Origin of the sequence: Cohaesibacter sp. CAU 1516 (assembly GCF_005771485.1) — a bacterium.
Lineage (GTDB): Bacteria > Pseudomonadota > Alphaproteobacteria > Rhizobiales > Cohaesibacteraceae > Cohaesibacter > Cohaesibacter intestini.
Window position 1 is genome coordinate 102,948 of the sequence record NZ_VANT01000003.1, and the last position, 19,535, is coordinate 122,482.

At 57.8% G+C, this 19,535-nt stretch carries 17 protein-coding genes; 7 read left to right on the forward strand and 10 right to left on the reverse strand.

Annotated features, from left to right (window positions below):
* Positions 1–10: 10 nt before the first annotated feature.
* The 6 genes from FDK21_RS10180 to FDK21_RS10205 all read left to right on the forward strand — a co-directional run bounded on the left by FDK21_RS10180 (position 11) and on the right by FDK21_RS10205 (position 7,500).
* On the forward strand, positions 11–1,888 hold the full coding sequence (locus FDK21_RS10180) for an extracellular solute-binding protein (RefSeq protein ID WP_171022022.1): 1,878 nt from the start codon (positions 11–13) through the stop codon (positions 1,886–1,888).
* Between the two features lie 185 nt (positions 1,889–2,073).
* Positions 2,074–3,183, forward strand: a complete 1,110-nt coding sequence (locus FDK21_RS10185) for a microcin C ABC transporter permease YejB (protein WP_114007618.1) — start codon at positions 2,074–2,076, stop codon at positions 3,181–3,183.
* Positions 3,184–3,185: 2 nt separating this feature from the next.
* The gene (locus tag FDK21_RS10190) at positions 3,186–4,337 is read left to right on the forward strand and encodes an ABC transporter permease (protein WP_210238757.1); all 1,152 of its coding nucleotides are present in this window, start codon (positions 3,186–3,188) and stop codon (positions 4,335–4,337) included.
* 11 nt (positions 4,338–4,348) lie between these two features.
* Positions 4,349–5,986, forward strand: a complete 1,638-nt coding sequence (locus FDK21_RS10195) for an ABC transporter ATP-binding protein (protein WP_138148429.1) — start codon at positions 4,349–4,351, stop codon at positions 5,984–5,986.
* Between the two features lie 24 nt (positions 5,987–6,010).
* Complete coding sequence (locus FDK21_RS10200) at positions 6,011–6,952, forward strand: glyoxylate/hydroxypyruvate reductase A (protein WP_138148430.1); 942 nt, start codon at positions 6,011–6,013, stop codon at positions 6,950–6,952.
* Between the two features lie 143 nt (positions 6,953–7,095).
* Complete coding sequence (locus FDK21_RS10205) at positions 7,096–7,500, forward strand: DUF6636 domain-containing protein (protein ID WP_138148431.1); 405 nt, start codon at positions 7,096–7,098, stop codon at positions 7,498–7,500.
* Between the two features lie 63 nt (positions 7,501–7,563).
* Here the strand turns inward: FDK21_RS10205 and FDK21_RS10210 are convergent, their stop codons facing one another.
* From FDK21_RS10210 to FDK21_RS10220, 3 genes are all read right to left on the reverse strand, one after another.
* The gene (locus FDK21_RS10210; RefSeq protein WP_138148432.1) at positions 7,564–8,478 is read right to left on the reverse strand and encodes an NlpC/P60 family protein; all 915 of its coding nucleotides are present in this window, start codon (positions 8,476–8,478) and stop codon (positions 7,564–7,566) included.
* Between the two features lie 50 nt (positions 8,479–8,528).
* Positions 8,529–8,879, reverse strand: coding sequence for a MarR family winged helix-turn-helix transcriptional regulator (locus tag FDK21_RS10215; RefSeq protein WP_114007624.1), 351 nt, complete (start codon positions 8,877–8,879; stop codon positions 8,529–8,531).
* Between the two features lie 124 nt (positions 8,880–9,003).
* Entirely contained in the window at positions 9,004–10,389 is a 1,386-nt protein-coding gene (locus tag FDK21_RS10220; RefSeq protein ID WP_138148433.1) for a leucyl aminopeptidase family protein, read from the reverse strand.
* Between the two features lie 315 nt (positions 10,390–10,704).
* Here FDK21_RS10220 and FDK21_RS10225 point away from each other — a divergent pair, with 315 nt between their 5' ends.
* A complete protein-coding gene (locus tag FDK21_RS10225; RefSeq protein ID WP_114008537.1) occupies positions 10,705–11,505 on the forward strand; it encodes a tetratricopeptide repeat protein in 801 nt (266 codons plus the stop codon).
* Between the two features lie 92 nt (positions 11,506–11,597).
* Here FDK21_RS10225 and FDK21_RS10230 read toward each other — a convergent pair whose 3' ends face one another.
* From FDK21_RS10230 to cpaB, 7 genes are all read right to left on the reverse strand, one after another.
* Complete coding sequence (locus tag FDK21_RS10230; protein ID WP_114007625.1) at positions 11,598–12,554, reverse strand: type II secretion system F family protein; 957 nt, start codon at positions 12,552–12,554, stop codon at positions 11,598–11,600.
* A gap of 62 nt (positions 12,555–12,616) precedes the next feature.
* A complete protein-coding gene (locus FDK21_RS10235) occupies positions 12,617–13,621 on the reverse strand; it encodes a type II secretion system F family protein (RefSeq protein ID WP_114007626.1) in 1,005 nt (334 codons plus the stop codon).
* A gap of 124 nt (positions 13,622–13,745) precedes the next feature.
* Complete coding sequence (locus FDK21_RS10240; protein WP_138148434.1) at positions 13,746–15,191, reverse strand: CpaF family protein; 1,446 nt, start codon at positions 15,189–15,191, stop codon at positions 13,746–13,748.
* 13 nt (positions 15,192–15,204) lie between these two features.
* Positions 15,205–16,512: an AAA family ATPase gene (locus FDK21_RS10245; protein ID WP_138148435.1), complete on the reverse strand. Its 1,308-nt coding sequence runs from the start codon at positions 16,510–16,512 to the stop codon at positions 15,205–15,207.
* Positions 16,509–17,225, reverse strand: coding sequence for a CpaD family pilus assembly protein (locus FDK21_RS10250; protein WP_171022023.1), 717 nt, complete (start codon positions 17,223–17,225; stop codon positions 16,509–16,511). Before FDK21_RS10250 ends, FDK21_RS10245 begins: the two co-directional genes overlap by 4 nt.
* Positions 17,226–17,262: 37 nt before the next feature.
* On the reverse strand, positions 17,263–18,741 hold the full coding sequence (locus FDK21_RS10255; RefSeq protein ID WP_114007630.1) for a type II and III secretion system protein family protein: 1,479 nt from the start codon (positions 18,739–18,741) through the stop codon (positions 17,263–17,265).
* Positions 18,738–19,511, reverse strand: coding sequence for a Flp pilus assembly protein CpaB (cpaB, locus tag FDK21_RS10260; RefSeq protein ID WP_114007631.1), 774 nt, complete (start codon positions 19,509–19,511; stop codon positions 18,738–18,740). Before cpaB ends, FDK21_RS10255 begins: the two co-directional genes overlap by 4 nt.
* Positions 19,512–19,535 lie beyond the last annotated feature (24 nt).

Consider the following 19,535-nt stretch of genomic DNA (forward strand, 5'->3'; position numbering starts at 1 on the left):
GCAAGACGCAATGCCAAAAGGGATAGCCCCGACCCAGCCTTTGACGCCCCCCCTCACCCGGCGCGCCTTTCTCCAAAGCAGCGCAACGGCGGCTCTCACCCTTGGCACGGTTGCTTTGGCGATGCGGCCACTGGTGGGCTTTGCCAGCGTCGAACGGCATGGATTGTCGGTGTTTGGCGAACTGAAATATCCGCCGGGCTTTGCGCAGTTTGGCTATGTCAACGCCACAGCCCCCAAGGGTGGGCGGTTTTCCTTCTCGGCGCCAAGCTGGCTCTATAACCAGAATCCGCAGACCTTCAACACACTGAATGGCTTTGTGCTGAAGGGCGACGCGCCTCCGCGGATCGAGCTGTTGTTCGATATGCTGATGGTCCGCGCCCATGATGAGCCGGATGCGGTCTATTGCCATTTGGCGCAATCGGTCGCTCTGTCTCCCGATGGCAATCACCTCAGCTTCCGGCTGCGGCCAGAGGCTCGCTTCCATGATGGCTCCAAGGTGACCCCTGACGATGTCGCCTTCAGCTATCTGGCAATCAAGGAGAAGGGTCATCCGAACCTGAAGCTTGCCTTGCGGGCGCTGGACATGGTCGATGTGGCCGATGACATGGTGACTCTGGTGTTTGACGGGACCCAGTCGCGGCAGGATCCACTGGAGGCAGCCTCAACGATCCCGATTTTCTCCAAAGCGGATTTTGACGGCAAGGCCTTTGACGCCTCCTCCCTCACCCCGCCGGTCGGCTCTGGCCCCTATAAGATCGGGTTGATCAATGCGGGCAGCGTGATCGAATTTCACCGCGATCGCGATTATTGGGGCAAGGATCTGCCGACCGCCGTCGGACACAACAATTTCGACATCATCCGCCTTAGTTTCAGCCGGGATTCCACCACGACCTTTGAGAGCTTCAAGAAGGGGGATCTGAATTTCTGGCTGGAATTCTCCTCCAAGCGCTGGGCGACGCAATATGACTTCCCGGCAATCCATGATGGGCGGGTGAAAAAGCTCGAACTGCCCGATGACCAGCCATCGGCGGCACAAGGCTGGTTCTTCAACACCCGCCGGAGCAAATTTGCAGATCCCCGGACGCGGGAGGCAATCGCCACCACCTTCGACTTCGAATGGTCGAATGAAAAGCTGTTTTTCGGCCTCTATCAGCGCACCCAATCCTTCTTTGAACGCACCAAGATGAAGGCGAGCGGCAAGGCGGAAGGCAAGGTTTTGGCCCTGCTGGAGCCGTTTCGGGATCAGTTGGACCCTGCGGTGTTTGACGAGCCTTACACGCCACCGGTTTCGGACAGCTCCGGGCGGGATCGCAAGCTTTTGGCCCGCTCAATCCAGCTCCTCAAAGAGGCCGGTTGGACCCAGACCGAGGTTGGTTGGGTCAACGGATCGGGCGAGACGCTGGAGATCGAACTGCTCGGCAACACTCCTCTGTTTGAGCGGATCATCAATCCATGGGCCGAACGTCTGGCGCTGATTGGGGTGCCATTGCGCTTCCGTCTGGTGGATCCGGCCCAATTCCAGCGACGGCTGGATGAGTTTGATTTTGATCTGGCCGGGCGGCGTTATTCCATGTCGGCAACCCTTGGGCCTGCGACACGCTCGGTCTGGGGATCAGCTTCAGCAGAGACCAATGGCAGCTATAATCTGGCGGGTCTGAAGCTTGCCGCGATGGATGCCATGATCGATGCGGCGCTGGCTGCTGAGAGCCGCGAGGATATGGAAGCGGCCGGACAAGCCATCGACCGGATCTGGCGGGCCGGACATTACTGGATTCCCAACTGGAACAAGCCGGTCCACACGATTGGCCTTTGGCAAGGCATTCAGGCCGGTGAAACTGCCGGACTTTACGAATTCTACCCTGAAAGCTGGTGGTGGATGAAAGGTTGACGCCTTACTCGTTGCACATTCTGTGTGCCAGACTGTATCAGCGTCAAAAGAGAGATCTTGGTTAACAAAGTGTTATGAGCCTTTGTGCATCACTGAAGACCAAAGAGAGAAGAACCACGTTCGCGCAAGAGGCGTAACAATCAAACGCAACAAACTGTCCACGCGCGAAGGGAAATGGAGAGGGAATGGGCGCCTATATTTTACGACGTCTGTTGCTGATCATTCCGACATTGATCGGGATTATGGCAATCAATTTCGCAGTCATCCAGTTTGCCCCCGGCGGACCGGTTGAACGGATCATCGCGCAGGTGACCGGCACCGATGTCTCTGCCACCGAGCGGATTTCCGGTGGCGGTGATTTTGCCGGAACCGGCACCGGACCATCTGCCTCGAGCGGCGAGGACATCACCTCGCGTTATCGTGGCGCACAGGGGCTGGATCCCGAATTCATCAAAGAGCTGGAAAAACAGTTCGGCTTTGACAAACCACCACTCGAACGCTTCGGTCAGATGCTGGTCAATTATGCCACCTTCGACTTCGGCGACAGCTATTTCCGCGATATTGGCGTGCTGGAACTGATTGCCGAAAAGATGCCGGTATCAATTTCACTTGGTCTCTGGATGACGCTGATTTCCTACATGATTTCCATCCCGCTTGGCATTCGCAAGGCGGTCAGCGATGGCAGCAAGTTTGACGTCTGGACCAGCGCCGTGGTGATCATCGGCTATGCCATTCCGGGCTTTTTGTTTGCGGTTCTGCTGGTGGTTCTGTTTGCCGGTGGCTCCTTCTTTGACTGGTTCCCGCTGCGCGGACTGATCTCGGACAATTTCGACCAGTTGAGCTGGTGGGAGAAGATCCTCGACTATTTCTGGCACTTGGCCCTGCCGCTCACCTCGATGGCACTGGCGGCCTTTGCCACCACCACGCTTTTGACGAAAAACTCCTTCCTTGATGAAATCCGCAAGCAATATGTGGTGACCGCAAGGGCAAAGGGCCTGACTGAACGGCAGGTGCTGTATGGCCATGTGTTCCGCAATGCCATGCTGATCATCATTGCGGGCTTCCCCGGTGCCTTCATTGGTGCCTTCTTTGGCGGTTCCCTGCTGATCGAGCAGATTTTCTCCCTCGACGGGCTGGGGCTTTTGTCGTTCGAAAGCGTCATCAACCGGGATTATGCAGTGGTCTTTGCGACGCTCTATATCTTCTCGCTAATGGGACTGGTTGTCAGCCTGATTTCCGACCTGACCTATATGTTGATCGATCCGCGGATTGATTTTGAAAGCCGGGAGGTCTGATGATGCGATTGCCATTCAGCCGCAAAAAAGACCCGTCCAAGCAGACGCCGGGCTTCTTTGCCAACCTGTCGCCGATCAATCAGCGGCGGTTGAAGAATTTCAAATCCAACCGGCGCGGCTATGTTTCGCTCTGGTTGTTTGCCGTCCTGTTTGTTCTCACCCTATTTGCCGAGTTGCTCGCCAATGACAAGCCGTTGCTGGTCTCTTACAAGGGCGAGTTGCTGTCCCCCTTGGTAACCGACTATCCGGAAAGCAAGTTTGGCGGGTTCCTGCCCAAGACCGATTATCATGATCCGGTGATTCAGGATGAAATCAACGAGAATGGCTGGGTCCTCTGGGCCCCGGTGCGCTATGGCTATCGGACGGTCAATATCGACCTGCCAACCCCGGCCCCTTCACCGCCGAGCTGGATGCTCGACAAGGAGGTGCGTTGCGCGCCCTATGACATGGGCGTTGAAGATCGCAATTGCTCCATTGGCAACTGGAACTGGCTCGGGACCGATGATAGCGGCCGGGACGTGCTGGCACGCCTTATCTATGGCTTTCGGATTTCGGTGCTGTTCGGCCTGACGCTGACGCTGTTCTCGTCGGTCATCGGGGTTGCTGCGGGTGCGATTCAGGGCTTTTTCGGCGGTCTGACGGACCTTCTGTTCCAGCGCTTCATCGAGATCTGGACCTCGGTACCACAGCTCTATCTGTTGCTGATCATTGCCGCCATCATCACCCCCAGCTTCTGGATTCTTCTCGGCATCCTGTTGCTCTTCTCCTGGGTGGCGCTTGTTGGGGTTGTGCGCGCGGAATTCCTCAGGGCGCGAAACTTCGAATATGTGTCCGCCGCCCGTGCCCTTGGCGTCTCCAACGGGACCATCATGATGCGGCATCTGTTGCCCAATGCCATGGTGGCGACGCTGACCTTTATGCCCTTCATTCTCAATGGATCGATCACCACGCTGACCTCGCTCGACTTTCTCGGCTTCGGCCTGCCGCCCGGCTCCCCATCGCTTGGGGAATTGCTGGCGCAGGGCAAGAAGCACTGGGAGGCGCCGTGGCTGGGGCTCACCGGTTTCTTCTCGATTTCGATCATGTTGAGCTTGCTGATATTTGTCGGCGAAGCCGTGCGCGATGCCTTTGATCCGCGCAAGACATTCCAATGAGGGGTGAAAGAATGAACAACAATAAAACGCCCCTTTTGCAGGTCGAGGATCTCTCCGTTGCCTTCCGTCAGGATGGCACGGAAAAGCTGGCCGTCAACAAGGTTTCCTTTAGCCTCAACCGCGGTGAGACGCTGGCTCTGGTCGGGGAATCCGGCTCGGGCAAGTCGGTGTCGGCCCTTTCGGTTCTCAAGTTGCTGCCCTATCCGTCCGCATCCCACCCGTCAGGCAAGGTGCTGTTTGATGGCATTGATCTGCTCAATGCCAATGACAAGCTGCTCCGCTCGGTGCGTGGCAACCGGATTTCGATGATCTTCCAGGAGCCGATGAGCTCGCTCAATCCGCTTCATACGGTGGAGCAACAGATCGGCGAGGTTCTGTCAATCCATCACGGCATGGGCGAGAAACAGGCCCGTGCGCGGGTGCTGGAACTGCTCGAGGATGTTGGTATTCGCGAACCGGAAAAGCGCCTCAAAAGCTATCCGCACCAATTGTCCGGTGGCCAGCGCCAGCGGGTGATGATCGCCATGGCGTTGGCCAATGAGCCGGAAATCCTGATTGCGGATGAGCCAACCACCGCACTGGATGTGACCGTACAGGCGCAAATCATCGAATTGCTGCGCGCCTTGCAAAAGAGCCATAACATGGCGCTGCTCTTCATCACCCACGATCTTGGCATTGTCGAAAAGCTGGCAGACAGGGTGTGCGTGATGACCGATGGCGAGATTGTCGAAACGGGTCCGACGGCCGAGATTTTTGCCAATCCACAGCATCGCTACACCAAACATCTCCTGTCGTCCGAGCCAAGCGGCAAGGCGCACCCGGTGGCACAGGATGCTCCAATTCTGCTGGAAACCGAGGATCTCAAGGTCTGGTTCCCGATCAAGCGCGGCTTCTTGCGCCGCACCGTTGGTCATATCAAGGCGGTGGACGGCATCTCGCTGTCGATCCGGGCTGGTGAGACGCTCGGCATTGTCGGGGAATCCGGGTCTGGCAAAACCACGCTGGGGCTCGCGCTGTTGCGAATGATTTCGTCCGACGGTCCGATTGTCTTTCAGGGCAAGGGCCTCGATCAGCTCGACAACAAGGCCATGCGTGACAAGCGGCGGGACATGCAGATCGTGTTTCAGGATCCGTTCGGCTCGCTGTCGCCGCGCATGTCGATTGCCCAGATTGTGGCAGAGGGTCTGGCCATTCATGCACCCGACCTCAGTGTCGAGGAACGGGATGCCAAGGTGGTGCAGGCCTTGAAGGAAGTGGGCATCGACCCGGAGACCCGCCATCGCTATCCGCACGAATTTTCCGGTGGTCAGCGGCAGCGCATTTCTATAGCGCGGGCCATGGTGCTGGAGCCATCCTTCGTGATGCTCGATGAGCCGACCAGTGCGCTTGACATGAGCGTGCAAAGTCAGGTCGTTGATCTGTTGCGTGATCTTCAGGCCCGCCACGGGCTGACCTATCTCTTCATCAGCCACGATCTCAAGGTGGTGCGGGCCCTGTCCAACCGGGTGATGGTGATGCGGCAGGGCAAAATCATCGAGCAAGGCGATGTCGAGCAGATTTTCGACGCGCCGGAAACCGACTATACCAAGGCCCTGATGGCAGCGGCCCTTCGGATGGAGACCGCCCCAACGGGGGTCGTTGCTGACTGAAGGCTCTTCTGAAAGATCAAGACAATGATTATTCTCCTCTATGCCAATGGCTGGGACATGGATGCGTGGGCAACACGCATTCGCAAGGAACTGCCCCACGCGACGATCATCTCGCCGGACACGCTCACCAATCCGGCCAGTGTCGATTATGCGATGGTCTGGAAGCCGGAACCGGGCTATCTGGCAGGTTTTCCCAATCTCAAAGTGATTTGCTCGCTCGGTGCCGGGGTGGATTTCCTGATGGCAGATCCCGATTTGCCAGCGGTCCCGGTGGTGCGGGTGATTGACCCGGATCTGACGGGCCGGATGAGTGAATATGTGCTGCTGCAATGCCTATTGCATCACCGCCGGACCCTCTCCTATCTGCGTTATCAAGCCGCCGGTATCTGGAAGGATCAGGCCGATGTGGCGGCCCGCGATATCCGCGTCGGGGTGCTTGGGCTGGGTGTGCTGGGCCTTGATGCGGCCAAGAAACTGCAAATGATCGGCTATGATGTGGCTGGCTGGAGCCGATCACCGAAACTGATTGAGGGTCTGTCAACCTATTCCGGGCCTGACGGGCTTGATGCGATGGCCGCGCGGACAGACATTCTAGTCTCGCTGTTGCCCCATACGCCTGAAACCGAGGGGATGCTCAATCTGGATCTGTTCCGCAAGCTTGCGCAGAACGGGCCGCTGGGTGGTCCAGTGGTGATCAATGCCGGGCGCGGCAAGCTGCAGGTCGAGCGTGATATCATGGAAGCGCTTGATGAAGGCAGCCTGATCGGCGCGTCTCTGGATGTGTTCGAGGAAGAGCCTTTGCGGGACGGCAGTCCGATCTGGTCGCATCCTTCGATCATTCTCACCCCACACAATGCCGCGGTCAGTGACCCGATCGCCACAACGGCCTATCTGGCTCGTCAATTGACGCTATTTGAGGCGGGCGAGCCGATGGAAAGCGTGGTTGATCGCAACGCGGGATACTGACCCCCGCACCTTTGTTGTCTTGTCTTGCAAGGCTGCGGATCAGGGGCCGCTTGGTCCGGCTTTCTCTTTGACGGTTGACTTCAACCGCAATCAACGCTCTCCTATGGCAATATACCAAATTGCATTTTCAAGGAGACCGGATTTTGAAGAGACTGTTGTTGCTTTTGATTTTTCTGACCCCGTTGCCCGCATGGGCGGACGGGTTCGGCTTTGAAACGCCTTCGGGCAATATCTATTGCAATGGGCATATCAGCGACGGTGGAGGCATTTCGTGCGAGATTGTCGTACGACAGGGCCCGCCAGCCAGACCCAAACCGTCCTCCTGTCGCCAGAGTTGGGGCCACAGTTTTTCTCTGCAAGGATCAGGGTCGGCCGAACTGATTTGCGGTCCCAAACCGTCGCGGGTCGGCTATTCCGAGATCGCTGCCTATGGGCAGTCGGGCACGTTTGGCGATATCACCTGTTACTCGGAGCGCACCGGCTTCACTTGCGAAAATCGAAGCGGGCATGGCTTTTTCCTCTCCCGGCGCAAACAGGAAATTTTCTGACACAAAAACGGCATGGGATGCACTTTGCCTTACTGACAGGCCGACGTCCCTCGCCTTCCCACCCTAGAGCGCCAACCGTCTCACGGCGCGCAGATCACCATATTCGTTGGCCGCGATCCGCTTGAGCGCATCAGACAGCGGTTCCTTGGCCACAGCCATATGATGGCCGTTGGCATGGAGCAGCGTCTGCGCGTCGCTCATCACGCCGACATGACCGGGCCAGAAGAGCAGATCGCCACGCTGCAGGGACGAGAGCGCAGTGTCAAGATCAAGGGAAGTGCCCGCTTCCTTTTCCTGCATCGAGGCATCACGCAACATCGGGATGCCCGCCATTTCGCAAGCAAGCTGCACCAAGCCGGAGCAATCGATGCCAAGGGAGCTTTTGCCACCCCAGAGATAGGGCGTGCCAATCAGGCTTTCTGCAACACTGACGAAATCGGTCGCTTTATGCTGACGCTCCACCACATGCTGGGCAACGACCCATCCGGCTTCGCCGTTTGGCATCGGCAAGTTGACCAGTTTGCGATAAAGGGTGCCGCGGACCTCTTCCTCTTCGCCCAGCACGAGGCCAGCCCCCATCGACAGGAAGGTGGCGGCGGGGAATTTCAGATCCGGCCCCGGATAGACAAAGGTGCGTACGGCGCTGACTTTGTGGGTTGGTTCCCCGGCGGCGAACTCATCGGACAGGTGGCCTGAATAAGGCCCAATGGCGTCCGTTGGCATATAGCCGACATAGCCGTCCCCCGCCAGTTGAACCCAGCACCAGCCCTTGTCATCCTGCTCGAAAACATGAACCACCTCACCCAGCAGGGCCTGACTGTCAAGGCCACTGCGTCCGTCCGGCGCAGCTTTCAGAGGCGCGACGGGGACGCGGACACGCATCACATGGGGGGTTACGAACCGTTCGGCCTCGACCTGCCCTTCAAGACGTTTATCGGCTAGGTCGGGACGAAAGGCATTGAGGGACGGATTGAGCATGGTTATTTCCTGATTGGAGATCTTTTGCGCTAGAGGTAACTGCCTTGCCCTCACTCTGCAAGGGCGGCGGTCGTCTCAACGATTTTGTGGCCCAGATCATGCACATAGAGCGCTCCCTTGACCGTACGCAGGATGACGACATTGCGTTTGTCCTGATCATCGCGGCGGCGGGTCAGAAGGCCCATGCGGCCCATTGTGTCGAGTGCTCTTGTGATGGCGGGCTTGGTGACACCGAGCTTGGCTGCCAATCCGCGCACCGTGTGGGGTGGCGTTTCGAGATAGACGGTCAAAAGCACGGTCATCTGCCGAGCGGACAGATCCGTGTCATCTTTGAGCACCAGATCGTGGGTGACATCGTGCCATAAGTTCAGCGCCTGACTCGCGCTCATTGTCGTCGCCATGCAACACCTTGCCTGTGGGCCAATTCTATCTCGTTCCGGCTCCGGTATAATGTGCGCTGATTCACAGCTTGGATGCAAGTGCGAAGGGAATTGCCGCAAAGCGACAATCCCCGTTTGCGAGGCCTTACTTGGCGTATTTTGCCTTCAGATGGCTGTAAATGGCGCGAATGGCTTGTGCTTCGCCGCCCTTTGGCCGGGCCGGTTGCGCCGCTGGTGCCCAGCCATAAATGTCGAAATGAACCCAGCTGCGGCTCTTGTCGACAAAGCGGCGCAGGAACAGGGCCGCGGTGATCGATCCGGCAAAGCCGCCGGTGGAAATGTGGTTCACATCGGCAATGTCTGACGACAGATTGCCGTCATAGCCCGGCCAGAGCGGCATGTTCCAAAGCGGGTCCCACTGGCTGCGGCTTTCCGCAGAAAGAGAGGCAACCAGGTCCGCATCATCGCTGTAGAAGGGGGGCAGATCGGGGCCGAGCGCCACACGGGCTGCGCCGGTCAGGGTGGCCATATCAATCATCAGCTCTGGCTCTTCCTCATCGGCCAGTGCCATGGCATCGGCCAGCACCAGACGGCCTTCGGCGTCGGTGTTGCCGATTTCGACGGTCAGGCCCTTGTGGCTCTGCAGCACATCGCCGGGACGGAACGCATTGCCGGAGACCGCATTCTCAACCGCCGGGATCAGGACACGCAAGCGTACGGGCAATTGCGCCGACATAATCATCGAGGCAAGGCCAAGCACGTTGGCCGCGCCGCCCATATCCTTTTTCATCAGCAGCATGGACGAAGAGGGTTTGAGATCGAGGCCGCCTGTATCGAAACAGACGCCCTTGCCAACGAGAGTGACCTTTGGCGCGCTCTCGTCACCCCAGACAAAATCAAGCAGGCGTGGCGCGCGCGGAGACGCTCTGCCGACCGCATGGATCATCGGGAAATTATGCTCCAGCAGCGCTTCACCCTTGATGACGGTGAGGATCGCTCCATGGGTATCAACCAGCCCCTTGGTTACCGCTTCCAGCTCATCCGGGCCCATATCATTGGCGGGAATGTTGATCAGATCGCGGGCCAGATTGCTGCCCTTGGCCTGACGCAGGACATCCTCGCGATCAACCCCTTCAGGCCAATCAAGCTCCGGCATGGGTTTGGTATTTTCCTTGTAGCGATCAAACCGATACGCCCCCAGATGCCAGGCCAGCACCGCCAGAAACAAAGCCTGATCATCCTCTGCCAAGACATCTTCGATCACATAGTGATAGCGGCCTTCCGGCAAACGTACGGGCAGCAGACCGGCGAGCAATGGCGACCGATTGGGGTTGCTTTGCTTGCCAATGCCAAACAGGACCGCTTCGATGGATCCATCAAGGGAGGGGATCAAACAAATCTCCCCTTCCTTTGCCGCAAAGCCGGTGCTTTCCGCCCATTGGGTGCCAGCTGCCGACATGGCCTTGGGCACATGGCTTTCCCCATCGGAGGCGACGAAATGAATTGGCGTGGACTTGGCTTGTTCAGACATGCTTTGAGAATTTCCCGAGTGGTTGCCCGATGCCCGATATGGCGGGATGGCATCGGATGGAATCAGACCGCCGATCAAGGCCAAAGATTACTGCAAGCGCCTGCGGAAGGGAATGACCGAATGGCTCCCCTGTGCTGGCTTCGCGCGCCTTTCGGAGGGCTTTTTGCGAAGGGCGGAGCATAGAATGCATGCAAATTGCACGAATTAACCAAGCATTAGGGTTAATTGTTTATTGCTGAGGGAAGAAAGCATCGTGCATCAGTCCGCCCGCAATCTGTGGGACTGCCTGTTGCCGTTCTGCACGAGGATTGCGTCATGACAAGTGGTTCCTTCACCCGCTCCCCTTCCCCAGCACGGGCCCGCAAAGCCTTTCTTGTGGCTTCTGTCGCGCTGCTGGTGGCTGTGTCGGGTTGTTCATCGAACAAGAAGAGCGTCTCGGCCTCTGATCATCAGCGCACGGGCTATGCCAGCGAACAGGCCTTGCAGGATTCCATCCACTATTGGGAAAAGCGTTACAAGAACAATCCCAAGGATGTCAAAGTCGCTCTCAATTACGGCACGGCACTGCGCCATGCCGGTCGTTATGAGCAATCTCTGGCGGTGATTGAAACCGTGGCTGCCACGGAAACCAAGAACCGTGTCGTGCTGGCAGCCTATGGCAAGGCACTGGCCTCGATCGGACGGTTCCAGCAGGCCCTCACCGTGTTGCAGCGCGCACAAACCCCGACAACCCCGGACTGGCGGCTGGAATCGGCCATGGGTGCCATTCATGACCAGTTGGGCAATTTCTCCACCGCGCGCGACCATTATGACAAGGCCCTGTTGCAGGCACCCGGCGCTCCGAGCGTGCTGAGCAACTATGGCCTGTCCTATCTGCTGGAAGGCGACCTTGCGTCTGCCGAGGGGTATTTGCGCGAGGCGGCCAAACAGCCGGGGGCGGATAGCCGCGTGCGGCAGAATTTGGCTCTGGTGCTGGGACTGCAAGGCAAGTTCAGCGAAGCGGAAGCGATTGCCAGCAACGAGCTGTCACCACAGCAGGCCGCAGCCAACATGGCTTATTTGCGCACCATGCTCAAAGAGCGTGGCAATTGGAAGACCCTGAAGAAACAAGGCTAATCACCAACATCCCTATCTGAAATGACAAAAGGTCGATGCTGCTGCATCGACCTTTTTTGTCTCTTGGGTGGGGTTTGGGCTTGTTGTCCCGATCAGCCCCAGAAGGAAATGGCCGCCGGTCCCAGAACGGCAACAAAAATTGCGGGCAGGAAGAACAGGATCATCGGCACCGTCAGTTTCGGCGGCAGGGCCGCTGCCTTTTTCTCGGCTGCTGTCATGCGCATGGTGCGGTTTTCATTGGCCATCACACGCAAGGCATCACCAAGCGGCGTGCCATAGCGTTCGGCCTGAATGAGTGAGGTCATCACCGCGCGTACACCTTCCAGCCCGGTGCGGGTCGACATATTCTCATAGGCAATCTTGCGATCCTGCAGATAGGACAATTCGGCGGTCAGAAGGGTCATTTCCTCGGCCAACTCAACGCTCGACTTGCCGATTTCGGCAGCCACTTTCTGAAAGCCTGTTTCTGCTGTCATGCCGGATTCGACGCAAATCAGCAGCAGATCGAGCGCGTCGGGCCAAGCGCGGGTGATCGAAGCCTGCCGCTTGGAGATCAGGTTGCGAATATAGAGCGCCGGGGCGTAGTAGCAAGCATAGGCAAACAGCAGCGACAGAAAGATCTGGACCATCGGCGGATAGTCAGGCTTGAGGACAATGAACAAATAGAAGAGCGCCACCATCAGACCGACCATCGGCCCGACGATCCGGGCAAAGGTGAAGGTCATCAGGTGATTTTCACTGCGAAAGCCCGCCTGTTTCAACCGAATGCGGCTTTCCTTGTCGGCAAAAGCATCGCGCATTTTGAAACGGTCAACGATGTTCAGGATCACCGCCTTGGGCTCCTGGCGCAGAGAGGGTTTGCCGCGACCATCGTTGTTCAGGGCTGCCCGCTCCCGGCGGCGGATCTGTTCGCGTTCAGTCGCCACCTCTTTCATACGGCTGCCAAGCTTGTCCGTTTCAAGGAATGGCATGGCTGCAGCAAGGATCGACGCGACCACGGCGATGGCCGTCATCACCGCAAAAATGTCCTGAATATCAAAGCCAATCATGTGCCATATTCCTTGTCAGACCCAGAGATTTCCCGACAGCTCAGCAGTCAGGATTTCCGGGATCAAATATCGAAGTTGATCATGCTGCGCATCATGATGATGCCAATCGCCATCCAGACGAAGGTCGCCGCCATGACCATGTGCCCCATCGGGTGGGTGAACATCACCATGATGTAGTCGGGCGAGGTCAGATAGGTCATGAAGGCAATGATGAAAGGCATCGCCGCGATGATGGCCGCAGACGCCTTGGCCTCCATCGACATGGCCGAGATCTTTTCCTTCATCTGGGCACGGGACCGGAGCACGCGCGACAGGTTGCCTAGAGCCTCGGACAGGGAGCCACCGGCCTGGGCCTGAATGGCAATGACGATGGCAAAGAAGTTGGTCTCGGCAATCGGCACCCGTTCATGCAGGCGCGGCACAACCGCAGACAGGGGTAGCCCCATGGCCTGCTCGTCCACCAGACGCTTGAATTCGGAGCGAACCGGCTCGGCGGTTTCGGAGGATGCAATGACGATGCAGTCGCCCAGTGGCAAGCCTGTACGAATACCCCGGACGATGACGTCGATGGCATTGGGGAACTCGGCGATGAACTTGTTTATCCGCTTCTTGCGTTTGCGTGCCAGCCAAAGATTGGGCAGGCCGATAAGGCCGACAATACCAATGCCCAGTGAAACCAACAGGCTCATGCCACCAATCAAGGCACCCAGAAAACAGATGGCCCCGCAAATCATGCTATAGAACCAGAATGTGCGCGGCTTGATTTCCAGACCGGCCTGAACCAGACGGGCGGACAGGGTCTGTTTTTTCTTGGCACCCTGCTTCTGGGCCTCTTCGATCTTCTTCAGGCTGGTTTCGAGATCCTTGCGGCGATCAGCGCTTGCGGCCTTGATCCGTTTGTCGGCCAGATGGACACGGCTAATCGAAATGGTTTCCATCCGCTGACGGCGCCGATGGTCCTTGGAAAGCTTGGGGTAGAACAAGCCCCACGCAATGCCAACCACCGCGAAAACCACGAGCGCAAACAACGCAATCGTGAAGATCAGGTCATCTGTGACAAAATCCATGCTCGCTCCTTGTCAGCCTTCTTTTCTACCCAGTGTGCAGTCTCCCGGTTTGGCCTTTGCCGGACAGGAGGCTTTGTGTCGTCTGGCCTATGCATTCGGAATGCACCGTTGGAAAGGCCAAAAATCAATAGCCATCGCTATCTGAGGCCGCATCGAGAGCGGCAGCCAGATTGGCTTCTTCGTTATAATATCGGGCCCGCTCCCAGAAAGCCGGGCGCCCGATGCCGGTGGATTTGTGCTTGCCAATAATCTTGCCGTTGGCGTCCTCACCCTGGATCTCATAAAGGAACAGATCCTGCGTCGTGATCACATCCCCTTCCATACCCGTGACTTCGGTGATGTGGGTGATGCGGCGCGAGCCGTCCCGCAGGCGCGAGGCCTGAATGATGACATCAATCGAGCCGACGATCATTTCGCGGATGGTCCGGGTGGGCAGGTCATAGCCGCCCATGGTGATCATGGCTTCCAGACGCGACAAGGCTTCACGCGGCGAGTTGGCGTGCAAGGTGCCCATTGAGCCGTCATGGCCAGTGTTCATTGCCTGCAAAAGGTCAAAGGCTTCAAAGCCACGCACCTCACCGACGATGATGCGTTCGGGACGCATACGCAGGCAGTTTTTGACGAGGTCGGTCATGGTGATCTGTCCCTCGCCTTCCAGATTCGGCGGGCGGGTTTCCAGACGGACCACATGGGGCTGCTGCAGCTGCAATTCGGCGGCGTCTTCACAGGTGATGACGCGCTCATCGACCTCGATATAGTTGGTCATGCAGTTGAGCAACGTGGTCTTGCCTGAACCGGTACCACCCGAAATGACCACATTACAGCGGACCTTGCCGATGATCTTGAGGATCTGGGCACCTTCCGGTGAAATCGAACCGAACTTGACCAGCTGGTCAAGGGTCAGTTTGTCTTTCTTGAATTTACGAATGGTCAGGGACGGACCGTCGATGGCCAAAGGAGGCGCGATGACGTTGACACGAGATCCGTCGGGCAGGCGGGCGTCACAGATCGGGCTTGATTCATCCACGCGACGACCAACCTGCGACACGATCCGCTGACAAATATTCATCAGCTGGCCATTGTCACGAAAGCGGACGTTGGTCAGATAGACTTTGCCCGAGGTTTCAATATAGGTTTTCTCGGCCCCATTGACCATGATATCGGCGATGTCGTCGCGGGCCAACAGCGGCTCCAGCGGACCATAGCCAAGCACGTCGTTGCAGATGTCATCAAGCAGGTCTTCCTGCTCGGCAATCGATAGGACGATGTTTTTCAGCGCGATGATCTCGGAAACGATATCGCGAATTTCCTCGCGCGCCGTCTCTGCGTCCAAGCGCGCCATCTGGGCCAGATCAATGGTATCGATCAGGGCCCCGAAGACGGAGGTCTTGATGTCAAAATACTGTTCGGAACGGCCTGCCTGAGAGGATTCTTCAATCCGCTGATAATTCACTTCGACCGCTTGCTTGTAAGCGCTGTCGTCCTGCTTCTTGGCCTCTGGCTTGGCAGGAGAAGGCTTGGGTGCCACCGGGGCCTTCCGCGCACTATCTGTTCCACGTTTTCCGAACATATACTCTCACCAGTTACTTCGACTTTTTCAACTTGCCCAACAGCGGGGCAAGCAAGGATTTGCTGGCTTTCGGTGCATCAGAGCGACCGGTGATGCCTCCAGCAATGGTATCGAAAATGTCTGCGGTTTTTGCATTTGATCCCAGTTCACTGATCATCTGGCCATTATTTGCTGCCATACCGAAGGTAGCGGCATCGAATGGAATTTCGACATAGTTGGTCAGTTCAAGAGCCGTTGCAAATTCCTTGGCCTTGATTTCCGGACGCTTTTGCATGCCGGTCTGGTTGATCACCAGATGAGGCGGCCTGTCCCCGCGCCGTTCCTGCCCGAGCAGGTCGAGCAAATTTTTGACATTGCGCAGGTTGGCCAGATCCGGTGCCGCCGTGATGACAATTTCGTCGGCATTGAGCAGCAGCTGGCGGTTCCATTCGGTCCAGACATGGGGCAGATCCATGACGATATAGGGGGCGCTATTTTGCAGCAGCTCCATCATGTGGCCGAAAAACTCACCGTCATAATCGCAGGTATTGTCGAGCACGGCGGGCGCCGTCAGCAGGCTCAGGCGCTCGGAACATTTGGTCAGCAGACGTTCGAGAAACTGGTCATCGAGGCGGTCAGCTGCCTTGATGGCGTCGGCAATGGTCTGGGGTGGATCTTCGTTAAAATCGAGCCCGGTGGTCCCGAAGGCGACGTCGAAGTCGGAAATGATCACGTCCTGCTGGAATTTCGAGGAGATCGACCAACCGACATTGTGAGCGAGAGTGGAAGAGCCGACTCCACCCTTGGCGCCAATGAAAGCAACGGATTTGCCAAGCGGTTCGGCTTCCGGGCTACCGAACAGGTCGCTGAGGGACTTGATCAGCTCGATCTGGCCGACGGGTGCTACGATATATTCCGACACACCACGGCGAACAAGATCGCGGTACATCTGCACATCGTTGATATGACCGATCAGCACCACTTTGGTGCCGATGTCACAGACTTCCGCCAGCTTGTCGAGATCGTCGACCAGTTGATCATAACTCTGATTGGCCTCAAGCAGGATGAGGTTCGGCGTCGCGGCTTCGGAGAAGAATTCCGTCGCCGAGCGAATGCCACCCATCACCGCTTTCAGATGAACACGCGCCATCCGGCGGTCGGCGGCAACCGCCTCGACCGTCTCGAGAATTTGCGGCGTATCGCAGAAAGCATGAATCGACACACGGGGGAGCGGGCGAATTTCCGCCAGTTCTTCAACGCCCGCGCTGGCAAATTCCTGCTCGAACGCAGCCAAGTCATTGTCCAGCTCAAAACCAGACTCAGGAGCTCTTTGTTCGCTCATTTGCTAACCTCTGAACTCGATCCAACGGAGGTCCCCAGATCTTGTGACCAGGAGGCTTCGCCGTTGCGATATTTTTCGGTGGTCGTGGCTCGGCGCATGCTGTCGCGGGCATCCCAGCCACGCGGTTGCACCAGATCCTGCGGATTGGCGACCATGGCGGCGAAGTTTGCCTGCGTGGTGCACCCGAAATCGAAATGGCTGCGATTGTCCTTCTGCTGCCCCAGATCCGCAGGATGCGTGCCGCAAGGCAGGGTTTTGGCCACAACGCGGGGATAGGCCAAGCGGACCGGCGCATCGCTCGCATTGGCTGCACCATAGGAGATCATGTCGATCTGGCCAGGCTTGACACCGGAACGCATCAATTCGGTCCGCACCTGCTTGGCCATGTAGCCAGCGCTGCTTTCATTCTCGGCCCCGGATGGCACCATGATCTGGATGACGGCCGCATTTTCATGCTTGAAATCGCGAGCATAAGCGGCAACAGCCGACCGGGAGGATGGGGTCAGATTTTCGCTATGAATTCCGACCGGAATGTCGATGGTGCGAGCCGCTTGCTGCAAAGTGATCGGATGGCGCAAGCGATAATCATCACTCACGGAACCGGTGATTTCACGTTTGCTGTCGCAGGCAACCAGCGTCAAGGCACAGGCGGCGATTGCGGCCGCTTTCAGCAACCGGCCAGAAGACAGTGCGTGCGGTTGTGTGTCGGACATCGAAACGACCTCTTTCCAATATTTCATCTCTCTGCCCTCAATCATAGCTGTAGCCAAAGCGGCCGTGATACCGGACCCCACGGCGCCCCTTGCCACCGCTCATATCGTAGCGACGGGTAAGCTGACCGAGGAAAATGGCGTTCATGTCGGATGCCGGCTCGACATTCTTGGTTGGCAGCGAGGCCTTCGACTTGGCGATGGGTTCAACAATGTATGGGGTGACAAAAATCACCAGTTCGGTCTGGCTGCGTTTGAAGTCGCGCGAGCGGAACAACTGGCCAAGCACTGGCAGATCCTTGAGGAACGGGAAGCCATCAATATTCTGACGAATTTCATCGCGCAACAGACCGGCCATGGCCATGGTGCCCCCGGATGGCAGCTCGACGGTGGTCGAGGAACGCCGCACCCTGAGGCCGGGAATGTTGACCGAGTTGGTCACGCTGCCCAAACGAACAGAGGTATCCGAGGAGATTTCCGACACTTCAGTCTTGATCTGCAAACTGATGCGGTTCTCCGACATCACCACCGGGCGGAAACCGAGCCCGACACCGAAGGGCTTGAACTCGATGCCGATCCGGCCATCTTCAACCCCAACGGGGATCGGGAATTCACCACCTGCCAGGAAGTCGGCCTTTTCGCCCGAAATCGCGGTCAGGTTCGGTTCAGCCAGCGTACGGATGAGGCCGGCGCGTTCCATCGCCTGCAAAGTACCGCTCGCATAGTTTGAAGCGGAGCCGACGCGCAGACCAAGCACAGTCTCGGACAGGTTGACCAGCGTCGCAGAAAAGGGGTTTTCGGTCAGGCCAGCACCGGAAACATTGCCTGCGGTGAAGGAACCCTGAAGGTTGACGCCCAGCTGTTTCAGGGCGGTCCGTTCGACCTCGGCAACGGTTACGCGCAATTGAACCTGCTCGCGGGCCTGCACGGAAATGTAGTTGCTGACCTTTTTCTTGTCACCAACATAGGTGGCAGCCAGATCCATGGCTTTCTGTGAGTCGGCCGGGTTGCGCACGGCACCGGACAGGGCCACGCCTTCGCCGACACCCTCCACCTGAATGTTGGATCCCGGAATCATCCGGCGCAGCAAGGCAGCAAGGGCGGTATTGTCCCGCGCCACATTGATTTCGAAACTGGCGATTTGGCCGCCACTGCCGTCAAACAGGACGACATTGGCCTGTCCAACCTTCATGCCGATGATATAGACGCGTCGGGCCTTGCGGACGACGGCATCGGCAACGGTGGGGCTGGATACCAGCACATCGCGCACATCGCGCGGGGTCTCGATGACAATCGATTTGTTGAGGCCGACCGTGATGTGACGACCATGGGCGCTGGCGGACTGAAGCCGTACGGTCGAGTCTGCGCTAACGGGCGCTGAGCCAAGGCCAAAATAGACAAGGCCGATGACGGCCAGCATCAGGGCTGTGAGACGGGCCGCCTGCCACAACCAGATTTCAACGGCTGCCGACAGGGTCCTGGAGCCATTGGCGGGCTCGCTCGAGAAATGTCTGCTCATTGCTTTACCGTCCTCTTGCTCAACTGTCCTGAACGCACAAGGGTGATCGTGCCGCTCTGCGCCTCCTCGCGGCGTTCATCGCCACCAGCATCCTCAAGGGACCTGAGGGCGAGGGACAATGCACCCTGCTGCTGGGCGGAAACCAGAATTTCACTCTGGCTTGGAGAAAGTTCCAGCGTTGCTGTCTCACCAACCACCACCTTGGTGCCGTCCTGATCTTCGATGGTCTGGTCGATCGCCAGAACCTGAATATTGGTAAGGATCGTCTCGGAGGTGACCCGCTTGTCGCCTTCTTCGGTCAGGATGACGTCAACGCGATCCTTGGGCAGGATAAAACCGCCTGCACTGGTTTCCGGAGAAATGCGGGTTGCCACCGCACGGAAGCCCTTGGGCAGGATCGATGACATGAAACCCTTGCCGGCGATGGCGATCTTGCCTTCATTGATCGGCTCTCCTTGCAGGAAAGAGCCACGAGCCACCGCACCGACCAGTTCGCTGTCTGCCTCTGGGCGATCGTCACGCAGAATATAGCCCGGGCTGGTGCTGTCGGCTGGCCATTTGCGCCAAACGAACATGTCAGCGGTGAAACTGGAGCCCAGCGATACGGTTTTAGCTGCAGTGAGGACTTCCACCACGTCCAGTACCGGCGCTGCAACCTCCTGCTCAACCGGTCCTTCCGGCTGCTTGTCACCCATGGAGCGGGCAAGCATCATGGCAATCAGGCCAGCAAGCACAGCAACAACAACAACAGCTATACGCGCAACTTTCATAACTCGGATTCCCGTCCTTATGCG

Coding starts and splice junctions, on each gene's coding strand:
- FDK21_RS10180 (WP_171022022.1), top strand. CDS start 11: ATGCCAAAAGGGATAGCCCCGACCCAGCCTTTGACGCCCCCCCTCACC.
- FDK21_RS10185 (WP_114007618.1), top strand. CDS start 2,074: ATGGGCGCCTATATTTTACGACGTCTGTTGCTGATCATTCCGACATTG.
- FDK21_RS10190 (WP_210238757.1), top strand. CDS start 3,186: ATGCGATTGCCATTCAGCCGCAAAAAAGACCCGTCCAAGCAGACGCCG.
- FDK21_RS10195 (WP_138148429.1), top strand. CDS start 4,349: ATGAACAACAATAAAACGCCCCTTTTGCAGGTCGAGGATCTCTCCGTT.
- FDK21_RS10200 (WP_138148430.1), top strand. CDS start 6,011: ATGATTATTCTCCTCTATGCCAATGGCTGGGACATGGATGCGTGGGCA.
- FDK21_RS10210 (WP_138148432.1), bottom strand. CDS start 8,478: ATGCTCAATCCGTCCCTCAATGCCTTTCGTCCCGACCTAGCCGATAAA.
- FDK21_RS10215 (WP_114007624.1), bottom strand. CDS start 8,879: ATGGCGACGACAATGAGCGCGAGTCAGGCGCTGAACTTATGGCACGAT.
- FDK21_RS10220 (WP_138148433.1), bottom strand. CDS start 10,389: ATGTCTGAACAAGCCAAGTCCACGCCAATTCATTTCGTCGCCTCCGAT.
- FDK21_RS10225 (WP_114008537.1), top strand. CDS start 10,705: ATGACAAGTGGTTCCTTCACCCGCTCCCCTTCCCCAGCACGGGCCCGC.
- FDK21_RS10230 (WP_114007625.1), bottom strand. CDS start 12,554: ATGATTGGCTTTGATATTCAGGACATTTTTGCGGTGATGACGGCCATC.
- FDK21_RS10235 (WP_114007626.1), bottom strand. CDS start 13,621: ATGGATTTTGTCACAGATGACCTGATCTTCACGATTGCGTTGTTTGCG.
- FDK21_RS10240 (WP_138148434.1), bottom strand. CDS start 15,191: ATGTTCGGAAAACGTGGAACAGATAGTGCGCGGAAGGCCCCGGTGGCA.
- FDK21_RS10245 (WP_138148435.1), bottom strand. CDS start 16,512: ATGAGCGAACAAAGAGCTCCTGAGTCTGGTTTTGAGCTGGACAATGAC.
- FDK21_RS10250 (WP_171022023.1), bottom strand. CDS start 17,225: ATGTCCGACACACAACCGCACGCACTGTCTTCTGGCCGGTTGCTGAAA.
- FDK21_RS10255 (WP_114007630.1), bottom strand. CDS start 18,741: ATGAGCAGACATTTCTCGAGCGAGCCCGCCAATGGCTCCAGGACCCTG.
- cpaB (WP_114007631.1), bottom strand. CDS start 19,511: ATGAAAGTTGCGCGTATAGCTGTTGTTGTTGTTGCTGTGCTTGCTGGC.